The following is a 17,107-nucleotide window of genomic DNA, read 5'->3' on the forward strand; positions in this document are numbered from 1 at the left end:
TGGAAGCCGGTTACCCTTCCTTAATCTCCGTTACGAATTTCCAAACATATTCAATGGGCTAGGCAAAAATTGCAGCCCCAGAATGGGACGCATTTTTTTCAACCCGGAAACCCGACCTTTACCCTGACCGGCCAGGATCGCGACTGTTGAAGTTGCGTAACGGTCTTGGCGTCATGAGTACCTCGCGTACCGGGACCGCCAGCGCTCCCGTCCGGATTCAGGTTTCGCGTACCGGACGGCCCGCGCTGGGGGCCCGGATGAAGGCCAAGAGCCTTCTCCACTCTGAGATCCTGCCTCGCGAGCTTCCGCTCGACCAGGTGATCGTCGGCGATTGCGTCGCCGCGATCGAGGCGCTGCCACCGGGCAGCGTCGACCTCGTCTTCGCCGACCCGCCCTATAATCTGCAGCTCGGCGGCGATCTGCGCCGGCCCGACGACAGCCTCGTCGATGCCGTCGACGACGACTGGGACAAGTTCGCCTCCTTCGCCGATTACGACGCCTTCACCCGCGCCTGGCTCACCGCCTGCCGCCGGGCGCTGAAGCCGGACGGCGCGCTCTGGGTGATCGGCTCCTACCACAACATCTTCCGCGTCGGCTCGATCCTGCAGGATCTCGGCTTCTGGATGCTGAACGACATCGTCTGGCGCAAAGCCAACCCGATGCCGAATTTCCGCGGCCGGCGCTTCACCAATGCGCATGAGACGCTGATCTGGGCGGCGCGCGGCGAAGCCTCGAAATACACCTTCCACTACGAGGCGCTGAAGGGCGGCAATGACGACCTGCAGATGCGCTCGGACTGGTATCTGCCGCTCTGCACCGGCGAGGAGCGGCTGAAGGACGACAAGGGCGCCAAGGTCCACCCGACCCAGAAGCCCGAATCACTGCTCGCCCGCGTTTTGCTCTCGGCCAGCAATCCCGGCGACGTCGTGCTCGATCCCTTCTTCGGCACCGGCACCACCGGCGCTGTCGCCAAGGCGCTCGGCCGCCATTTCATCGGCATCGAGCGTGAGCAGGTCTATGCCAAGGCCGCGCGCGAGCGCATCGCCGCGGTTCAGCCGCTGCCGCCGGAAGCTTTCTCCACCGCCCCGTCGAAGCGCAGCGAGCCGCGCGTACCCTTCCTCAGCCTGGTCGAGGCCGGGCTGGTCAAGGCGGGCGAGCGCGTCTTCGACGAGAAGCGCCGCCACAGCGCCACGATCCGCGCCGACGGCACGCTGGTGCTCGGCCCCGCCGTCGGCTCGATCCACAAGGTCGGCGCGCTGGCGCAAGGATTGCCGGCCTGCAATGGCTGGACCTTCTGGCATGTCGAGCGCGAGGGCAAAGCCATGCTGCTCGATGTCCTGCGCGGCGAGATCAGGGCGCAGCTGGCGGCGGCCTAGGCCGCCGTTTCAGAGATCAACCGGTGCGGCAGCAGCTGCTCCCACTACCGGTCCAGCGTTCGAGCTGGATCGGCGGGCACGGCACCGAGCCGTAAGAGCAGAACACGCAGCAATCGCCGGCCATCGGCCGCAGCACGCTGCCGCAGCCCTCGCATTGATAGAAGAACTGGCAGGCGTCGACCGGCATCGTCTCGACCTTGCGATGGCCGCACTCCGGGCAGGTGATCTCGCTGCGAAGCTCCGGCTGCATCATTGACGTCATTGCATCGGTCATCACAGTCCTCCGCAAAGCAGATCTCGCCCCGTCAGGAGCGCCGCAACTCTTCCAGCCCTGCTTCGAGCGCCTTCAGGAAGACTTTCGGGAACGCCTCCTCCTTCAGCCGCTTGAACGGCGTGAAACGCATTCCCTCCGGCGCCTGCGTCTCCAGCGGGACCCGCCCGGCGAAGACCGTCAGCTCCAGCGGGAAATGCGTGAAAACGTGGCGGACCGGCAGCATCAGCTTCTGCCATCGCGCCGGCACCGGCTGATCGCGCAAGGCATCGGCCAGCTCGTAATCCGCCCGCCAGTCGCTGCCGGGCACCTCGACCATGCCCCCGAGCAAGCCCTTGGCCGGCCGGGTACGGACCAGCACGGCGCCATCCTCGCGCATCGCCACGAAGGCCGCGCCATAGCGGGTCTTGCCAGTCTTCTTCGCCGCCTTGCGCGGAAAGCTCTCCTGCGTGCCTTCGATGCGCGCCTGGCAGGGCTCGCGCCAGGGACAGAGCCCGCAGGCCGGCGAGCGCGGCGTGCAGATCGTCGCGCCGAGATCCATCAGCGCCTGCGCGAAATCGCCGGGCCGGCCGTGCGGCAGCAGCGCCAGCACCCGCTCGCGGATCAGCGGCTTGGCGCCCGGCATCTCATCCTCGATGGCGAAGAGCCGGGTGATCACCCGCTCGACATTGCCGTCGACCGCGACCGCCGGCCGGTCGAAGGCGATCGCCGCGATGGCCCCCGACGTGTAGATGCCGATACCGGGCAAGGCGCGCAGGCCCTCCTCCGTATCGGGAAAGCGGCCGTCATGCTGATCCGCGACCGCCTTGGCGCAGGCGTGGAGATTGCGGGCACGGGAGTAATAGCCGAGACCGGCCCAGGCCTGCATCACGTTCTCCGAGGACGCCGTCGCCAGGGCTTCGACGGTCGGGAAGCGCGCCATGAAGCGCTCGAAATAGGGCTTCACCGCCGCGATCGTGGTCTGCTGCAGCATGATCTCGGAGACCCAGACGCGATAGGGATCGGCCCGCTCGCCCGGCAGCGCCCGCCAGGGCAGGACACGGCGATGGCGGTCATACCAGGCGAGGAGATCGGCAGCGCGAGGCTGGGGAGTGAGAGCGTCCATGGTCCCCGGGTGTAATGGCGTCGGGCGGGACAGGTAAAGGCACCAGAGGTCACTGCGATGCATGCAGGGGCACCATGACCACAATGCCGTTGCCTGGCGGGAGCCGTCACACAAATGTTCGCAATCGGCAGGAGTTTTCGCAAAGCAGGACAAGGCGGTGCTGTCGTGACGGCTGTGCTGGAAGAGTTCGGTCCCGACATCTGGATCGCGAGCGGGCCGCAGGTGACGGCGGCGCTCGGCTTTAACTACCCGACGCGCATGGCGGTGATCCGCCTCGCTGACGGAGAGCTGCTCGTCTGGTCGCCGACGGCGCTGAGCGAGGAACTCAAGACGGAGCTGGCTTCGCTCGGCCCCGTCCGCCATCTCGTCGCGCCCAACTCGCTGCATGACCTGTTCATCGCGAGCTGGAAGCAGGCCTATCCCGAGGCTCGCCTCTATGCCGCGCCGGGATTGCAGCAGAAGCGCAGGGACCTCGCCTTCGATGCCGAGGTCACCGATGAGGCGATCCTGCCCTGGACGAGCGAGATCGCTCACATCGTCATGGCGGGCAATGTGATCACGACCGAAGTCGTCTTCTTTCATGCCAAGAGCGGCACGGTGCTGTTCACCGACCTGTTGCAGCAGTTCCCGCCCCGCTGGTTCAGCGGCTGGCGAGCGCTCATCGCGAAATGGGACCAGATGCTCGCCCCGGAACCCTCGGTGCCACGGAAATTCCGCCTCGCCTTCACCGACCGGAAGGCGGCACGGGCCGCAGCCGAACGCCTGCTGTCCTGGCCGGCCGGGAAGGTGCTGATGGCGCATGGAACCCCGGTCCGTGTCGATGGCCATGCCTTCCTCAAGCGGGCGTTTCGTTGGCTGATAGGTTGATCGCCGAAGGCGCAGCTTGCGTCGGCACTACCTGCCATCGCAAAATAGCCCATGCCCGCCAAACCTCTCGCCGAACTGATCGACGACTGCCTCGCACCCGCGCTCGCCGCGCAGGGTTTCGCGGGACGCTCGGTCGTCGCCTTCTGGCCGGAGATCGTCGGGGAACGGCTGGCGCAGCGCACGCGGCCGCTCAAGATCGACTGGCCGCGGCGGCGGGGCGCGCCGGGCGAGCTGTCGGACCCGGCGACGCTGGTGGTGCGCGTCGAGGGCGCCTTCGCGCTGGAGATGCAGCAGCTCGGGCCGCTGGTACTGGAGCGGGTCAACAGTCATCTCGGCTGGCGCGCCGTCGGCAAGCTCGTACTGAAGCAGGGGCCGGTCGCGCCGCCGCCCGCGCCGAAGCCGGCCCCGCCGCCGGACCCCGCCGCGCTGGCGCGGATCGAGGCACAGGTCGCAGGCGTCGAGAACGCCGAATTGCGCGCGGCGCTGGCGCGGCTCGGGCGCGGCATCGCTCAGCGGCGCCAGGCCGCAGTCGACGACACGGCTTCGTGAGCGGGAAGCAGCGAACCGATCTTGCCACAATCCTGATCGTGACTATGGTCCGCAGCAATTACTTTGCCACCAGGGATTGTCTCATGACCAGCCGCCGCCAGGTGTTGATCGGCTCCGCCGCCTTGGCCCTCTCGCCGCTTCTCGCCAGCCAGGGCGCCTCGGCCCAGACCCTTCCCGGTGTCGCCAATCCGCTCGGCGACGTCTGGCTCGGCAGTGCCGACGCCAAGGTCTCGATCATCGAGTACGCCTCGCTGACCTGCAGCCACTGCGCCACCTTCCACAAGGACACCTGGCCGGCGCTGAAGGCCAAGTACATCGACACCGGCAAGGTGCGCTTCGTGCTGCGCGAATTCCCGCTCGATCCGCTCGCCACGGCCGGCTTCATGCTGGCGCGCTGCAACGGCACCGACAAATATTACCCGCTGACCGACCTGCTGTTCGCGCAGCAGCGGAACTGGGCCTTCACCGAGAAGCCGGTGGATGCGCTCTCCAACTTGGTCAAGCAGGCCGGTTTCACACAGGAATCTTTCGAGGCCTGCCTGAAACGTCAGGACATTTACGACGCTGTCACGCAGGTTAAGGAAGGTGGAGCCAAGGCTGGCGTGGACTCCACCCCGACCTTCTTCATAAACGGGCAGAAGCGCTCCGGTGCACTCAGCCTCGCCGAATTCGACAAGATCCTCGAGCCGCTGCTCGGCAGCTGACGCGCGCTTGTCCTTCTCCCCTCGGGGGAGAAGGTGGCAGCGCGAAGCGCTGACGGATGAGGGAAGGTCAGCCGTAGCCTCCCCTCGTCTCACCCAGTCGTACCACCCTCATCCGTCTGCTTCGCAGACACCTTCTCCCCCGGGGGGAGAAGGAGCGAGGCGTCGATGCATCTGACGCGCCTCAAGCTTGCCGGCTTCAAGACCTTCGTCGAACCGACCGAGTTCCAGATCGAGCCGGGACTGACCGGCGTCGTCGGGCCGAACGGTTGCGGCAAGTCCAATCTCGTCGAAGCCCTGCGCTGGGTGATGGGCGAAAGCTCGTTCAAGAACATGCGCGGTTCGGGCATGGACGACGTCATCTTCGGCGGTTCGTCCGAGCGCCCGGCCCGCAACATGGCCGAGGTCGCCCTCACCCTCGACAACAGCGACCGCAAGGCACCCGCCGCCTTCAACGACGCCGAGGTGCTGGAAGTCACCCGCCGGATCGAGCGCGAGGAAGGTTCGACCTACCGGATCAACGGCAAGGAGGTGCGCGCCCGCGACGTGCAGCTCCTCTTCGCCGATGCGGCGACCGGCGCTCGCTCGCCGGCGCTGGTGCGCCAGGGCCAGATCAGCGAGATCATCTCGGCCAAGCCGCAATCGCGCCGGCGCATCCTCGAGGACGCCGCAGGTATCGCCGGGCTGCACAGCCGCCGGCACGAGGCGGAATTGCGCCTCAAGGGCGCCGAGGACAATCTCAATCGGCTCGAAGACGTGCTCGCCGAGATCGACGGGCAGGTCGAGGCCTTGCAGCGCCAGGCGCGGCAGGCGACGCGCTATCGCAACCTCGCCTCGGACATCCGCAAGGCCGAGGCCGTGCTGGCTCTGATCGCCCATCACGAGGCGCGGACTCAGGAAGCGGTGGCCGAGCGCGCCCTCGAAGCGGCCGTACGCGAGGTCGCCGATAAGACCGGCGTCCAGGCCGAGGCGGCGCGGCTGCAGGCGGTCGCAGCGCATGCGCTGCCGGCGCTGCGCGAGGGCGAGGCCGCCGCCGCGGCCGCGCTCGTTCGCTTGAAGCGCGGCCTCGACGAAATCGAAGCCGAGAACCGGCGCACAAAGCAGCGCACCGAGGAACTGGCCAAGCGGCTCGCCGAACTGCAGGGCGACCTCGCCCGGCAGGACAGCCTCGGCAAGGATGCGAACGAGAGCCTGTCGCGACTGACGGCCGAGGATGAGAGCCTGCGGCTGGAGGCCGAAGCCGCTGCCGGTGGCAGCAAGGCGGCGGCAACCGAACTCGCCGAGGCCGAGAAGGCGCTGGCGGCAGCGGAAGCCGAGCATGCCGCGGTGCAGGCAAGGCTGTCTGAGCTGGCCGCCCGGCGCGGTGCGCTCGAACGGGCCCTGCGCGAGGCCAAGGAGCGCGAGGCTCGCCATGCGGCAGAGCGCGAGCGGCTGCAGCGCGACCAGGCGGCGCTCGATGCCGACGGCACCGCCGCCTCGCTCGACGGGCTGCGCAGCACGGTCGCGACGGCTGAAGCGGCGATGCAAGGCGCGGATGCCGCTGCCGGCGCGGCGCGTAGCGCCCTCGCCACCGTCCGCGAGGACGAAGCGCGATTGCGCGGGCCGGTCGCGGAGGCCGACCGCAAGGCGCAGCGCCTCGAAACCGAAGTCCGCACCCTGCAGAAGCTGCTCGCTCCCGCATCGGGGGGGCGCTGGCCAGCGATTCTCGACTCGATCGCTGCGGCCAAGGGCTACGAGACGGCGCTCGGCGCAGCGCTCGGCGACGATCTCGACGCTTCTGTCGATCCGAGCGCACCGGCGCACTGGTCCGAGAGCGACAACGGCGAGAGCGACCCTGCCCTTCCGGACGGTGTCGAGCCGCTCGCCAGGCATGTACGCGGGCCGGCGGCGCTCGCGCGGCGCCTGCGCCAGATCGGTGTCGTCTCCCGGGCCGATGGCGCTGGATTGCGGCCGAAGCTGCTGCCGGGCCAGCGGCTGGTTTCCCGCGAGGGCGACATCTGGCGCTGGGACGGCTTCACCAGTGCGGCCGAGGCGCCCTCGCCCGCCGCCCGCCGGCTCGCCGAGAAGAACCGGCTCGGTGATCTCGAACGGGAAGCGCAAGGAGCGCGCGAGGCGTCCGAAGCGGCGCGCGACGGGCTCGACCAAGCGAGCGAGCGCACAAAAGCCGCCGCACAGGCCGAGACGAAGGCGCTGGAGGCGGCCCGCGAAGCCCGGCGCAATCTCGACCAGGCGCGCGAGCGATTGGCGCAGGCAGAGCGCAAGGCCGGCGAGACCGCCGCACGCCGCTCGGCCCTGACCGAAGCGATCGGCCGGCTCGGCCAGAACATCGCCGATGCGCAGGCGCAGGCCGAGACCGCGAATCAGGATGTCGCCGGCCTCGCTCCTGCGCCCGAATTGGAGAGCGCCCTGCTCGCCGCCCGCGCCGAACTGGGCGAGCGGCGTGCGGCGGCCTCCGAAGCGCGGGCGCGGGTGCAGACGCAAGGGCGTGAGGCGGAGCTGCGCAGCCGCCGGCGCGAGGCGATCGCCCAGGAGCTGCTCGCCTGGCGCGAGCGGGCGGCGGCGAGCGAGCAGAGCGCAGCCGATACGCGCCTGCGAATCGAGACGACGGCGGGCGAGCACAAGGCGTTGCTGGAGGCACCCGACACTTTCCTGGTCGAGCGTCGCCGGCTCCTGGCCGAGATCGAAACTGCCGAGGGCAACCGGCGCGGCGCCGCCGACAAGCTCGCCGCCGGCGAGGTCGCGCAGGCGGAAGCCGACCGGCAGGCGCGCGCCGCGCTCGAAGGGCTGTCGGCTGCACGCGAAGGCCGGGCCAGCGCCGAGGCCAGGCTGGAAGCCGCGCGCCAGCGCCTCGCCGATGTCGTGCGCCAGATCGTCGACGGGCTGGAAACGGAAGTTGCGAACCTGCACCAGCTCGCCGGGCTGAAGGTGGGGGACACGCCGCCGGATGCGGAGGATGTCGAGCGCCGGCTCGGCGGGCTCAAGGCCGAGCGCGAGCGGCTTGGCGCGGTCAATCTGCGCGCCGACGACGAATTGACCGAGGTCCAGGGCAAGCGCAGCGGCCTCGCGACCGAGCGCGACGACCTGACCGAGGCGATCCGGCGCCTGCGCCAGGCGATCGGAGCGCTCAATCGCGAAGGCAGGGAGCGGCTTCTTGCCGCATTCGAGATCGTCAACGGCCATTTCCAGCATCTGTTCGGTGTGCTGTTCGGCGGCGGCACGGCCGAGCTCACGCTGGTCGATTCGGAAGATCCGCTCGAAGCCGGGCTCGAAATCATCGCCCGCCCCCCGGGCAAAAAGCCGCAGGTGATGACGTTGCTCTCGGGCGGCGAGCAGGCGCTGACCGCGACCGCGCTGATCTTCGCGGTGTTCCTGACCAACCCCTCGCCTATCTGCGTGCTCGACGAGGTCGACGCGCCGCTCGATGACGCCAATGTCGAGCGCTATTGCGACCTGCTCGAGGAGATGGCGCGCAACACCTCGACGCGTTTCATCCTGATCACCCACAACCCGATCACCATGGCGCGCATGGACCGGCTGTTCGGCGTCACCATGGCCGAGCGCGGGGTCAGCCAGATGGTCTCGGTCGACCTCGCCACCGCCGAGCGCATCCGCGAGGCGGTCTGACTCCTTCGCCGCGGCGCACAAGAATCGCTCCCAACGCTTCGACGAACTCTAAAATCATTTTATTTTTCAAGGCATTAATCACCACCCACCCGGCTTGACACCATATGACCCCGTCAATATGGTGCCCCCGATTTTTCCGGGCGGCGGGGCTTTTTCATCGCACGGGGTGATCGGCAATCCGATGAGCGCCCGCCATGCTGATCCGGCAACGGATCAGCCGGCTCAGGCAGCGCAAATCAGCGACAATTCCGGTATTGTCCGGTTCTCCAGGGGACCGAGCACGGAGGGGTCGTGTCATGACGACGGTCAAGCGGCGATGACGGGCCAGGACGACAAAGGTTCGGGTCCGCAGCGGACTACAGACAAGGATGCGAGCCTGGAAAGCCGGCTCAAATCCCTCGATGCAGGCCTGAAACGTGCGACCAACCAGACGGAAGCCGAGATCCGGCGCGAGGCCACTCCCTCCGATTCCAGCGGAATCGGCCAGGCGATGCGGCTTTCCACGGAATTCGTTGCTGGCATCATCGTCGGCGGCATGCTCGGCTGGGCCGTCGACAAGTGGCTGGGGACGGCGCCCTTCGGGATGATCGTCCTGCTGATGCTCGGCTTCGGCGCTGGCGTGATGAACGTCGTGCGCGCAGCGGGCTTGATGAAATCGCGCACTGACGATAAGTCGGGCGCGCAGAACTGAGGCGCGGCTCCGAAAGGGGCCGTCTTATGGCAGGAACAAGGGCGAGAGATGGCTGGTCCGATCGAACAATTCGAGATCAAACCGATCGTGTCGCTCGGCAAGATCGGTGCAAGCGAAATCGCTTTCACCAATTCGGCCCTGTTCATGGTGGCTGCCGTCGCCGTCATCGTGCTGCTCTTCGTCTACGGCACGCGCAACCGCTCGCTGGTTCCGGGCCGGCTGCAATCGCTGGCGGAGATGGGTTACGAGTTCGTAGCCAACACAGTGAAGGACTCGGCCGGCCATGACGGCATGAAGTTCATGCCGCTGGTGTTCTCGCTCTTCATGTTCGTGCTGGCCTGCAACATGCTCGGCATGATCCCGGGCGCGTTCACCGTCACCAGCCATCTGATCGTCACCGCCGCGCTCGCCGCGCTCGTGATCCTCACCGTCATCATCTACGGCATCGCAAAGCATGGCTCGCATTTCTTCGGCCTGTTCGTGCCCAAGGGCGTGCATCCGCTGATGCTGATCATCCTGGTGCCGATCGAGGTGATCTCCTTCGTCTCGCGCCCGATCAGCCTGTCGGTCCGTCTCTTCGCCAACATGCTGGCCGGCCACATCGCGCTGAAGATCTTCGCCGGCTTCGTGGCGACGCTGCTCTTCGCCGGCGGCTGGGCCATCCTCTCGCCGCTGCCCCTCGTGCTGACCATCGCGCTGATCGCGCTGGAATTCCTGGTCGCCGGGCTGCAGGCCTATGTCTTCGCCGTGCTGACCTGCATCTACCTGCACGACGCCCTGCATCCGGGCCACTGAGCGGCCAGGTTCAAGTTCACCCCTCGACTGTCACAACAACTATCCCCCTAAGGAGCATTTCCATGGATCCCGTCGCAGCCAAGTACATCGGCGCTGGTCTCGCTTGCCTCGGCATGGCCGGCGCGGGCATCGGCCTCGGCAACCTCTTCGGCCAGTTCCTCTCGGGCGCCCTGCGCAACCCGTCGGCGGCCGATGGCCAGCGCGGCACCTTGCTGCTCGGCTTCGCGCTGACCGAAGCGCTCGGCATCTTCTCGCTGCTGATCGCGCTGCTGCTGCTCTTCGCGGTCTGATCGCGAACGCTACCCGAGCCTGCCGCGGGCGACGCCTCACAAGGCGTCATGCGGCGGGCTCCCGCCTCCCTTCCCTATCGCCGTGCGAACCGTCCGGGCTCGTGCGGCCGGATGAGGTTCAGTGATGGCAGCGCCAGCCACGACCACCGGAACGACCGCCCATGGCGGCGCGGCTCCCGCCCATGGCGGCGGCTTCCCGCCCTTCCAGGGTGAAACCTTCGCCTCGCAGCTGCTCTGGCTCGCGATCACCTTCGGCTTCCTCTACTGGCTCGCCGCCAAGGTCATCGTGCCGCGTCTCGGCAGCATCCTCGAGGACCGCGCCAACAAGATCGGCAACGATCTCGACGAGGCGGCCGCGATGAAGGCGAAGGCCGAAGAGGCCGGCCAGGCCTATGAGAAGTCCCTTGCCGAGGCCCGCGCCAAGTCGCAGGCGATCGCGCAGGAGACGCGCGAGAAGGTCAGCGCCGACAGCGCCGAGCGGCGCAAGAGCGTCGAGGCCGACCTCTCCGCCAAGCTCGCCGACGCCGAAGCCAAGATCGTCGCCACCAAGACCGAGGCGATGAGCCATGTCGAGGCGATCGCCGCCGACGCGGCCGGCGCCATCGTCGGTCACCTGACCGGCACGGTTCCGGCCCCGGCCGACACCGCCAAGGCGGTCAAGACCGCGCTGGGAGGCTGAGCACCATGTTGAGCAATCCGACCTTCTGGGTTCTCGTCTCGACGGTCATTTTCCTCGCCATGGCGGTGAAGATGGGCGCTCTCAAGGGCATCATCGGCGCGCTCGACGCCCGCGGCGAGCTCGTCGCCCGCGAACTCGCCGAGGCCCGCCGCCTGCGTCACGAGGCCGAGCTGCTGCTCGCCGAGTTCGAGGGCAAGCGCAAGGCCGCCGAGGCCGAGGCCGAGGCGATCGTCGCCAACGCCAAGGACGAGGCCCAGCGCCTCGCCAAGGACGCCGAGGAGAAGCTGGCGGAGTTCGTCACCCGGCGGACCAAGTCGGCCGAGGACAAGATCGCCCAGGCCGAGACCCAGGCCACCGCCGAGGTCCGTGCCGCCGCCGCCGAGGCTGCGACCCGCGCCGCCGAGGTCATCCTGCGTGGCCAGGTCGCCGGCAAGGCCGGTGCCGACCTGATCGCCGCCGGTCTCAAGGACGTGCGCGCCAAGCTCAACTGAGCTGCGCGAGCCTCACCAAAGCAAAACAGAAACGCCGCGGTCTTCGGACCGCGGCGTTTCTGTTTGATCGATCGGAGGGCGAAGCCCCACCCTACTGGATGGCGACGGCCGTCCCGGGAGGCGGGAGCGGCGTGGCGGCTGGAGCCGCGACAGCCTTCGGAAGCACGGGACGGACGACGGGCTGAGGCAGCTTGGCCGTCGCCGGCGCCGCCGTGGGCGCGACGACCGGCTTGGGCTTCGGCCGACGCGGCTGGATCGTCGAGGTGACGATGCCATGGGGCGTATCGAGCCCATAGATGTCATCGCGGAACTGCACCAGCCCCTCGGCATCCTGCCAGCCGGTCATGTAGACCCAGGCGACCGGCACCGCCTTCTTCAGCGTGATGTTCTTGCGCTCGCCCTTGGCGATCTCGGCCTCGATCGCGGGCTGCGTCCACTCTGTTCCCTCGAGCAGCCAGGCCGCCAGGTCGCGCACGCCCTCGATGCGGGCGCAGCCGGAAGAGTTGAAGCGGACATCGTTGCGGAACAGCGACTTCTTCGGCGTGTCGTGCATGTAGACCGCCTCGGCGTTCGGCATGTCGATCTTGAGCTGGCCGAGCGAGTTGGTCGGGCCCGGCTCCTGCCGAACGTAGAAGTACGGATTGCTCAGGCTCGCCCAATTGACGCTGGCCGGGTCGATCTCGCGATTCTCGGCGCCGAGCAGCTTCATGTTGGACTTGGCGATGAAGTCCGGCTCCTTGCGCATCTTCGGGATGATGTCGGCCTTTACGATCGACATCGGCACGGTCCAGTAGGGATTGAGGTTGACCGAGGTGATGCTGGCCTGCAGCACCGGCGAAGGCCGGTCGGGCCGGCCGACCACGGCGAGATGGCGGCGCTGGACGACGCCACGCTCCACCGCCTCGGCACTGGCGCCAGGAATGTTCACCACGACATAGCGCTCGGTGAAGCTGAAGCCATTGCCCTTGAGCCGCTCCAGCGTCGCGGTCAGCTGGTTGAGGCGGACCTCGACCGGCACGTTCAGCGCCTTCAGAGTGAGGCGACCGACCGTGCCGAGATCCGACAGGCCGTGGCGGCGCTGGAAGCGCTTCACCGCGGCGACGACGGCGGCATCATAGACGTCGCCCTGCAGCGAATCGGGAGGCAGGTCGCCGCTCAGCATCAGGCGCTGCTTCAGCAGCGCGACGTCCGGCCCTTGCGAATCGGGCTTCAGCGCGGTCGCCGCGTTGCTGATCTTCGGCCAGCCGCCGCGGCCGGCGATGTCCTCATGCGCGATCAGCGCCTCGAGCGTGCGGTCATAGGTCTTGGGGCCATAGCCCGGCTCCTCGGCGCGGGAGGCCGAGAGCATCGCCGCGAAGGAGACCGCGGCGGTGAGCACATGGCGAAGGCGAACGCGATACATGGCCGAGCTTCCAAGGCGCGAACATACACGCCGTTGGAAGCTTCCCTCGCATATGGTCAAGGAAGCCTTAAGGCAGCCGGCTCAGGTGACGAAAGGGCAGGTTCCGCCTTGCTCGAACCAAACTCTGACCTATATGGTCAAGATAGTCATTTTTCTGCGGAGACCAGCATGACCGCGATCCCCAAGGAAACATGGACCGTCGCCAACGCCAAGGCACGCTTCTCGGAGCTGATCGACAAGGCGAAATCTGAAGGACCGCAGATGGTGACGCGCAACGGCAAGCCGGCGGCGGTGCTGGTGTCGGTGGAGGAGTGGGAGAAGAAGACGGCGCCGAAGGGCACGCTGTCCGAGTTCTTCCGGAATTCGCCGCTCTACGATAGTGGGATAGAACTGGAGCGACTGGACCACCCGCCACGTAAGATCGATCTGTGATCTATCTGCTCGACACCAATGTCGTCTCCGAGCTGATCCGCCCCAACGCGTCACCGAATGTGTCGCAGTTCGTGGATGCCTTCGAAGACCGGCTGCACGTCAGTGTCATCACCCTTGCCGAAATTCGTTTCGGCATAGCGCGCATGGAACACGGCCGAAGGCGCCTAGCCTTCGAAAACTGGCTCGATCAGGACGTCTCCGCTCGCTTCGGCAGCCGCATCCTCAACATCGATGTCGACATCGCAGCGGCTTGGGGCGAGTTGATGGCACTGTCGGAACGCAGGGGCACGAATCTCAAAGCAATGGATGGCCTGCTCGCCGCGACCGCCGTCGCGCGCGACCTGACGCTCGTCACGCGCAACATCCGGGATTTCGATCGCCTCGGCCTGCGGCTGCTCGACCCCTGGATCGAGCAGCCCTAAGCCCTCTTACTCCGCCGCTTCCTTCACCGGCGCGGGCTTTTCCCATTTCAGCACCGGCTGGCGCGCGGCCCTCGTCTCGTCGAGGCGACGGATCGGGGCGTGGTGCGGAGCGGCGGTGAAGCGGCTCTTGTCGTTGCCCTTGGCCGCGATGGCGAGGTCGCGCAGCGTCGCGATGAAGAGGTCGAGCGAGGCCTTCGATTCGGACTCGGTCGGCTCGATCAGCATGGCGCCATGGACGACGAGCGGGAAATACACCGTCATCGGGTGGTAGCCCTCGTCGATCATCGCCTTGGCGAAGTCGAGCGTCGAGACGCCGGTGCCCTTCAGCCACTCGTCGTCGAACAGCGCCTCGTGCATCGAGGGATGGTCCGGGAAGGGTAGCGACATCAGGTCGGCGAGGCCGGCGCGGATGTAGTTGGCGTTCAGCACCGCATCTTCCGAGGCTTGCTTCATGCCGTCGGCGCCATGGCTGAGCATGTAGGCGAGCGCGCGGACATACATGCCCATCTGGCCATGGAAGGCGGTCATGCGGCCGAAGGGGTCGTTCCCCTCGGGCGCATCGGCCTTGTGCTCGACGAGACGCGACTTGCCGCCCTCGACATGGATGAACGGCACCGGCGCGAACGGCGCCAGCCGCTCCGACAGCACGACCGGGCCGGCGCCCGGGCCGCCCCCGCCATGCGGGGTCGAGAAGGTCTTGTGCAGGTTGATGTGCATGGCGTCGACGCCGAGATCGCCCGGACGCGCCTTGCCGACGATGGCGTTGAAGTTGGCACCGTCGCAGTAGAAATAGGCGCCGGCCTCATGCATCGCCGCGGCGATCTCGACGATCTGCGGCTCGAAGATGCCGCAGGTGTTCGGGTTGGTCAGCATGATCGCGGCGACCTCGGGGCCGAGCAGCGCCTTGACGTCCTCGACCGCGACGGTGCCGTCCGGACGGGCCGGAACGGCCTTCACCGAGAAGCCGATCAGCGCGGCGGTCGCCGGGTTGGTGCCATGCGCCGACTCGGGAACCAGCACGACGTTGCGGGTCGCGCCCTCGCCCTTGGCCTCGATCGCGGCCTTGATCGCCATCATGCCGCAGGCTTCGCCATGGGCGCCGGCCTTGGGCGACAGCGCCACCGCCGGCATGCCGGTCAGCGTCATCAGATAGCGGGCGAGCTCCAGCATCACATCGAGCGCGCCCGGCACGGTCGAGACCGGCTGCAGCGGGTGCACGTCGGAGAAGCCCGGCAGGCGCGCCACCTTCTCGTTGAGGCGGGCATTGTGCTTCATCGTGCAGGAGCCGAGCGGGAAAAGCCCGGTGTCGATGCCGTAATTCTTCTGGCTGAGGCGCACATAATGGCGCATCGCCTCCGGCTCGGAGAGGCCGGGCAGGCCGATCTCGCCCTGCCGGGCATGCTTGCCGAGGCGGCTCTTGAACGGCGCCGGCTTCTCGATGTCGACACCGGTCGATTCGTGATGGCCGATCTCGAAGATCAACGGCTCGATCTGCTGGAGCGCGCGATTGCCGGTGAAGGTCTCGTGGACCTCGGCGGCGGCCTCACCGGCCTGGGTGGGACGTCCCTGACGGTTCAGCATCACAGCACCTCCGCGAGCGCCGCCACGAAGGCCGCCCGATCCTCAGCCGTATTCACTTCGGTATTGGCGACGATCAGGAGATCGTCGAGCCCGGCACTCGGCAGCAGGCGCGAGACCGGCACACCGGCCAGAACGCCCTTGGCGGCGAGCGCCTCGGCCACCTCGGCCGCCGGCTTGGCGAGCTTCACCGTGAACTCGTTGAAGAAGCTCTCGTTCAGGACTTCAGCGCCCTTCACGCCGGCAAGCGCGTCGGCGAGCTTCACCGCATTGGCGTGGTTGACCTCGGCGAGCAGAGCCAGTCCGGCCTGGCCGAGCAGCGTCATGTGGATGGTGAAGGCCAGCACGCACAAGCCCGAATTGGTGCAGATGTTCGAGGTCGCCTTGTCCCTGCGGATGTGCTGCTCGCGGGTCGAGAGCGTCAGCACGAAGCCGCGGCGGCCATCGGCATCGACGGTCTCGCCGCAGAGCCGGCCCGGCATCTGGCGGACATATTTCGACTTGGCGGCGAACAGGCCGACATAGGGGCCGCCGAAGTTCAGCGCGTTGCCGATCGACTGGCCCTCGCCGACCACGATGTCGGCATCCTGGGCGCCGGGCGGCGTCACCGCGCCGAGCGAGACGACCTCGGTGAAGACCGCGATCAACAGCGCGCCATGGGCATGCGCCTTCTCGGCGATCGGCCTGAGGTCACGCAGATTGCCGAAGACGTCGGGCGATTGCACGACGACGCAGGAGACGCTGTCGTCGATCGCGGCGAGGATGTCTTCAGTGGCGCGAACGTCGGGCTTCAACGCCACGACCTCGTCGTTCGCCATCTCGGAGAGAGTTTCGACGACCTGGGTGTAATGCGGATGCAGGCCGCCGGAGAGCACTGCCTTGCGCCGCCTGGTGACACGGTGCGCCATCAGCACCGCCTCGGCCGTACCGGTCGAGCCGTCATACATCGAGGCGTTGGCGACCTCCATGCCGGTCAGCGCCGCGACCTGGGTCTGGAACTCGAACAGGTATTGCAGCGTGCCCTGGGCGATCTCGGGCTGGTAGGGCGTGTAGCTGGTCAGGAATTCCGAGCGCTGGATCAGATGATCGACCGTCGCGGGAACATGGTGCTTGTAGGCGCCGGCCCCGACGAAGAACGGCACCGAGCCGGCCGCCGTGTTCTTTGCCGATAGCTTGCCGAGGATGCGCTCGACCTCGAGCTCGCCCTTGGCGCGCGGCAGATCGAGCGGCTCTTTCAGCAGCTTGCCGTTCGGCACGTCGGAGAAAAGTGCGTCGACATCGGCGACGCCGATGCGCGCGAGCATATCCTCGCGGTCGGTCTCGGTCAGGGGGAGATAGCGCATGGAGGTTCCTTGAATGGCGTCATGCTCAGGCTCGGCCCGAGCATCTCTTCAACCCGTGCCTTCTCGTCCGGAGATCTCGGATCTCCGGACGAGAATGACGGTTTCAGAGCGTCTTGACGTAGTCCTGGTACTCGGCCTCGCTCAGCAGGCCGTCGAGCTCGCTCGTGTTCGCCAGCTTGAGCTTGACGAACCAGCCCTTGCCGGCCGGATCCTCGTTGACCGTGCCGGGCGCGGCCTCGAGCTCGCTGTTGACGGCGACGACCTCGCCGGAGACCGGCGCATAGACCTCGGAGGCCGCCTTGACGCTCTCGACGACGGCGGCTTCGCCCCCCTTGCTCAGCGCCTTGCCGACGGTCGGCAGCTCGACGAAGACGACGTCGCCGAGCTGGCCCTGGGCGTAGTCGGTGATGCCGACCGTGCCGGTGTCGCCCTCGATACGGATGTATTCGTGGTCCTTGGTGTAACGGGTCTCGGCCATGGTTTCCTCCGAC

18 protein-coding genes are annotated in these 17,107 nt (G+C 67.5%); 12 read left to right on the plus strand and 6 right to left on the minus strand.

Features of this window, described 5'->3' with window-relative positions:
- Positions 1-173 precede the first annotated feature (173 nt).
- Positions 174-1,376 (plus strand): site-specific DNA-methyltransferase, encoded by a 1,203-nt coding sequence (locus tag ACWIGM_RS13190; RefSeq protein ID WP_454026377.1) that lies wholly within the window; start codon positions 174-176, stop codon positions 1,374-1,376.
- A gap of 16 nt (positions 1,377-1,392) precedes the next feature.
- Here ACWIGM_RS13190 and ACWIGM_RS13195 read toward each other — a convergent pair whose 3' ends face one another.
- The gene (locus tag ACWIGM_RS13195) at positions 1,393-1,650 is read right to left on the minus strand and encodes a GDCCVxC domain-containing (seleno)protein (RefSeq protein WP_454026378.1); all 258 of its coding nucleotides are present in this window, start codon (positions 1,648-1,650) and stop codon (positions 1,393-1,395) included.
- Between the two features lie 31 nt (positions 1,651-1,681).
- Entirely contained in the window at positions 1,682-2,752 is a 1,071-nt protein-coding gene (mutY, locus tag ACWIGM_RS13200) for an A/G-specific adenine glycosylase (protein ID WP_454026379.1), read from the minus strand.
- 174 nt (positions 2,753-2,926) lie between these two features.
- On the opposite strand from mutY, the gene ACWIGM_RS13205 reads away from it, so the two are divergent.
- From ACWIGM_RS13205 to ACWIGM_RS13245, 9 genes are all read left to right on the plus strand, one after another.
- Positions 2,927-3,619, plus strand: coding sequence for a DUF4336 domain-containing protein (locus ACWIGM_RS13205; protein ID WP_454026993.1), 693 nt, complete (start codon positions 2,927-2,929; stop codon positions 3,617-3,619).
- A gap of 51 nt (positions 3,620-3,670) precedes the next feature.
- Positions 3,671-4,168, plus strand: coding sequence for a DUF721 domain-containing protein (locus tag ACWIGM_RS13210; protein WP_454026380.1), 498 nt, complete (start codon positions 3,671-3,673; stop codon positions 4,166-4,168).
- 83 nt (positions 4,169-4,251) lie between these two features.
- Positions 4,252-4,872: a DsbA family protein gene (locus ACWIGM_RS13215; RefSeq protein WP_126113484.1), complete on the plus strand. Its 621-nt coding sequence runs from the start codon at positions 4,252-4,254 to the stop codon at positions 4,870-4,872.
- A 165-nt stretch (positions 4,873-5,037) separates the two neighbouring features.
- On the plus strand, positions 5,038-8,493 hold the full coding sequence (smc, locus tag ACWIGM_RS13220) for a chromosome segregation protein SMC (RefSeq protein WP_454026381.1): 3,456 nt from the start codon (positions 5,038-5,040) through the stop codon (positions 8,491-8,493).
- A 118-nt stretch (positions 8,494-8,611) separates the two neighbouring features.
- On the plus strand, positions 8,612-9,184 hold the full coding sequence (locus tag ACWIGM_RS13225; RefSeq protein ID WP_454026382.1) for an AtpZ/AtpI family protein: 573 nt from the start codon (positions 8,612-8,614) through the stop codon (positions 9,182-9,184).
- Between the two features lie 48 nt (positions 9,185-9,232).
- On the plus strand, positions 9,233-9,979 hold the full coding sequence (locus tag ACWIGM_RS13230) for a F0F1 ATP synthase subunit A (RefSeq protein WP_454026383.1): 747 nt from the start codon (positions 9,233-9,235) through the stop codon (positions 9,977-9,979).
- A 62-nt stretch (positions 9,980-10,041) separates the two neighbouring features.
- A complete protein-coding gene (locus ACWIGM_RS13235; protein WP_091831801.1) occupies positions 10,042-10,269 on the plus strand; it encodes a F0F1 ATP synthase subunit C in 228 nt (75 codons plus the stop codon).
- 124 nt (positions 10,270-10,393) lie between these two features.
- Positions 10,394-10,948 carry a F0F1 ATP synthase subunit B gene (locus ACWIGM_RS13240; RefSeq protein ID WP_454026384.1) on the plus strand — a complete coding sequence of 185 codons (555 nt, stop codon included), beginning with the start codon at positions 10,394-10,396 and terminating at the stop codon, positions 10,946-10,948.
- 8 nt (positions 10,949-10,956) lie between these two features.
- Entirely contained in the window at positions 10,957-11,439 is a 483-nt protein-coding gene (locus ACWIGM_RS13245) for a F0F1 ATP synthase subunit B family protein (RefSeq protein ID WP_454026994.1), read from the plus strand.
- Between the two features lie 91 nt (positions 11,440-11,530).
- On the opposite strand, the gene ACWIGM_RS13250 is transcribed toward ACWIGM_RS13245, so the two are convergent.
- A complete protein-coding gene (locus ACWIGM_RS13250; RefSeq protein ID WP_454026385.1) occupies positions 11,531-12,841 on the minus strand; it encodes a L,D-transpeptidase family protein in 1,311 nt (436 codons plus the stop codon).
- Between the two features lie 168 nt (positions 12,842-13,009).
- Between ACWIGM_RS13250 and ACWIGM_RS13255 the strand changes: the two genes are divergently transcribed.
- Complete coding sequence (locus ACWIGM_RS13255; protein WP_454026386.1) at positions 13,010-13,273, plus strand: type II toxin-antitoxin system Phd/YefM family antitoxin; 264 nt, start codon at positions 13,010-13,012, stop codon at positions 13,271-13,273.
- Positions 13,270-13,695, plus strand: a complete 426-nt coding sequence (locus tag ACWIGM_RS13260) for a type II toxin-antitoxin system VapC family toxin (protein ID WP_454026387.1) — start codon at positions 13,270-13,272, stop codon at positions 13,693-13,695. The genes ACWIGM_RS13255 and ACWIGM_RS13260 overlap by 4 nt, the downstream gene beginning before the upstream one ends.
- A gap of 6 nt (positions 13,696-13,701) precedes the next feature.
- Here the strand turns inward: ACWIGM_RS13260 and gcvPB are convergent, their stop codons facing one another.
- The 3 genes from gcvPB to gcvH all read right to left on the minus strand — a co-directional run bounded on the left by gcvPB (position 13,702) and on the right by gcvH (position 17,094).
- On the minus strand, positions 13,702-15,276 hold the full coding sequence (gcvPB, locus tag ACWIGM_RS13265; protein WP_454026388.1) for an aminomethyl-transferring glycine dehydrogenase subunit GcvPB: 1,575 nt from the start codon (positions 15,274-15,276) through the stop codon (positions 13,702-13,704).
- Positions 15,276-16,616: an aminomethyl-transferring glycine dehydrogenase subunit GcvPA gene (gcvPA, locus tag ACWIGM_RS13270; protein ID WP_454026389.1), complete on the minus strand. Its 1,341-nt coding sequence runs from the start codon at positions 16,614-16,616 to the stop codon at positions 15,276-15,278. The genes gcvPB and gcvPA overlap by 1 nt, the downstream gene beginning before the upstream one ends.
- Before the next feature lie 103 nt (positions 16,617-16,719).
- Positions 16,720-17,094: a glycine cleavage system protein GcvH gene (gene gcvH, locus ACWIGM_RS13275; protein ID WP_454026390.1), complete on the minus strand. Its 375-nt coding sequence runs from the start codon at positions 17,092-17,094 to the stop codon at positions 16,720-16,722.
- Between the last annotated feature and the right edge of the window lie 13 nt (positions 17,095-17,107).

The organism is Allobosea sp. NPDC055332, from assembly GCF_053645455.1.

Bases quoted from the DNA above. Each gene is read 5' to 3' on its own strand.
- ACWIGM_RS13250 (WP_454026385.1), bottom strand. From the start codon at position 12,841: ATGTATCGCGTTCGCCTTCGCCATGTGCTCACCGCCGCGGTCTCCTTC.
- gcvH (WP_454026390.1), bottom strand. From the start codon at position 17,094: ATGGCCGAGACCCGTTACACCAAGGACCACGAATACATCCGTATCGAG.
- ACWIGM_RS13210 (WP_454026380.1), top strand. From the start codon at position 3,671: ATGCCCGCCAAACCTCTCGCCGAACTGATCGACGACTGCCTCGCACCC.
- ACWIGM_RS13215 (WP_126113484.1), top strand. From the start codon at position 4,252: ATGACCAGCCGCCGCCAGGTGTTGATCGGCTCCGCCGCCTTGGCCCTC.
- ACWIGM_RS13230 (WP_454026383.1), top strand. From the start codon at position 9,233: ATGGCTGGTCCGATCGAACAATTCGAGATCAAACCGATCGTGTCGCTC.
- smc (WP_454026381.1), top strand. From the start codon at position 5,038: ATGCATCTGACGCGCCTCAAGCTTGCCGGCTTCAAGACCTTCGTCGAA.
- ACWIGM_RS13225 (WP_454026382.1), top strand. From the start codon at position 8,612: ATGGTGCCCCCGATTTTTCCGGGCGGCGGGGCTTTTTCATCGCACGGG.
- gcvPA (WP_454026389.1), bottom strand. From the start codon at position 16,616: ATGCGCTATCTCCCCCTGACCGAGACCGACCGCGAGGATATGCTCGCG.
- ACWIGM_RS13255 (WP_454026386.1), top strand. From the start codon at position 13,010: ATGACCGCGATCCCCAAGGAAACATGGACCGTCGCCAACGCCAAGGCA.
- ACWIGM_RS13235 (WP_091831801.1), top strand. From the start codon at position 10,042: ATGGATCCCGTCGCAGCCAAGTACATCGGCGCTGGTCTCGCTTGCCTC.
- ACWIGM_RS13240 (WP_454026384.1), top strand. From the start codon at position 10,394: ATGGCAGCGCCAGCCACGACCACCGGAACGACCGCCCATGGCGGCGCG.
- ACWIGM_RS13190 (WP_454026377.1), top strand. From the start codon at position 174: ATGAGTACCTCGCGTACCGGGACCGCCAGCGCTCCCGTCCGGATTCAG.
- ACWIGM_RS13195 (WP_454026378.1), bottom strand. From the start codon at position 1,650: ATGACCGATGCAATGACGTCAATGATGCAGCCGGAGCTTCGCAGCGAG.
- mutY (WP_454026379.1), bottom strand. From the start codon at position 2,752: ATGGACGCTCTCACTCCCCAGCCTCGCGCTGCCGATCTCCTCGCCTGG.
- gcvPB (WP_454026388.1), bottom strand. From the start codon at position 15,276: ATGCTGAACCGTCAGGGACGTCCCACCCAGGCCGGTGAGGCCGCCGCC.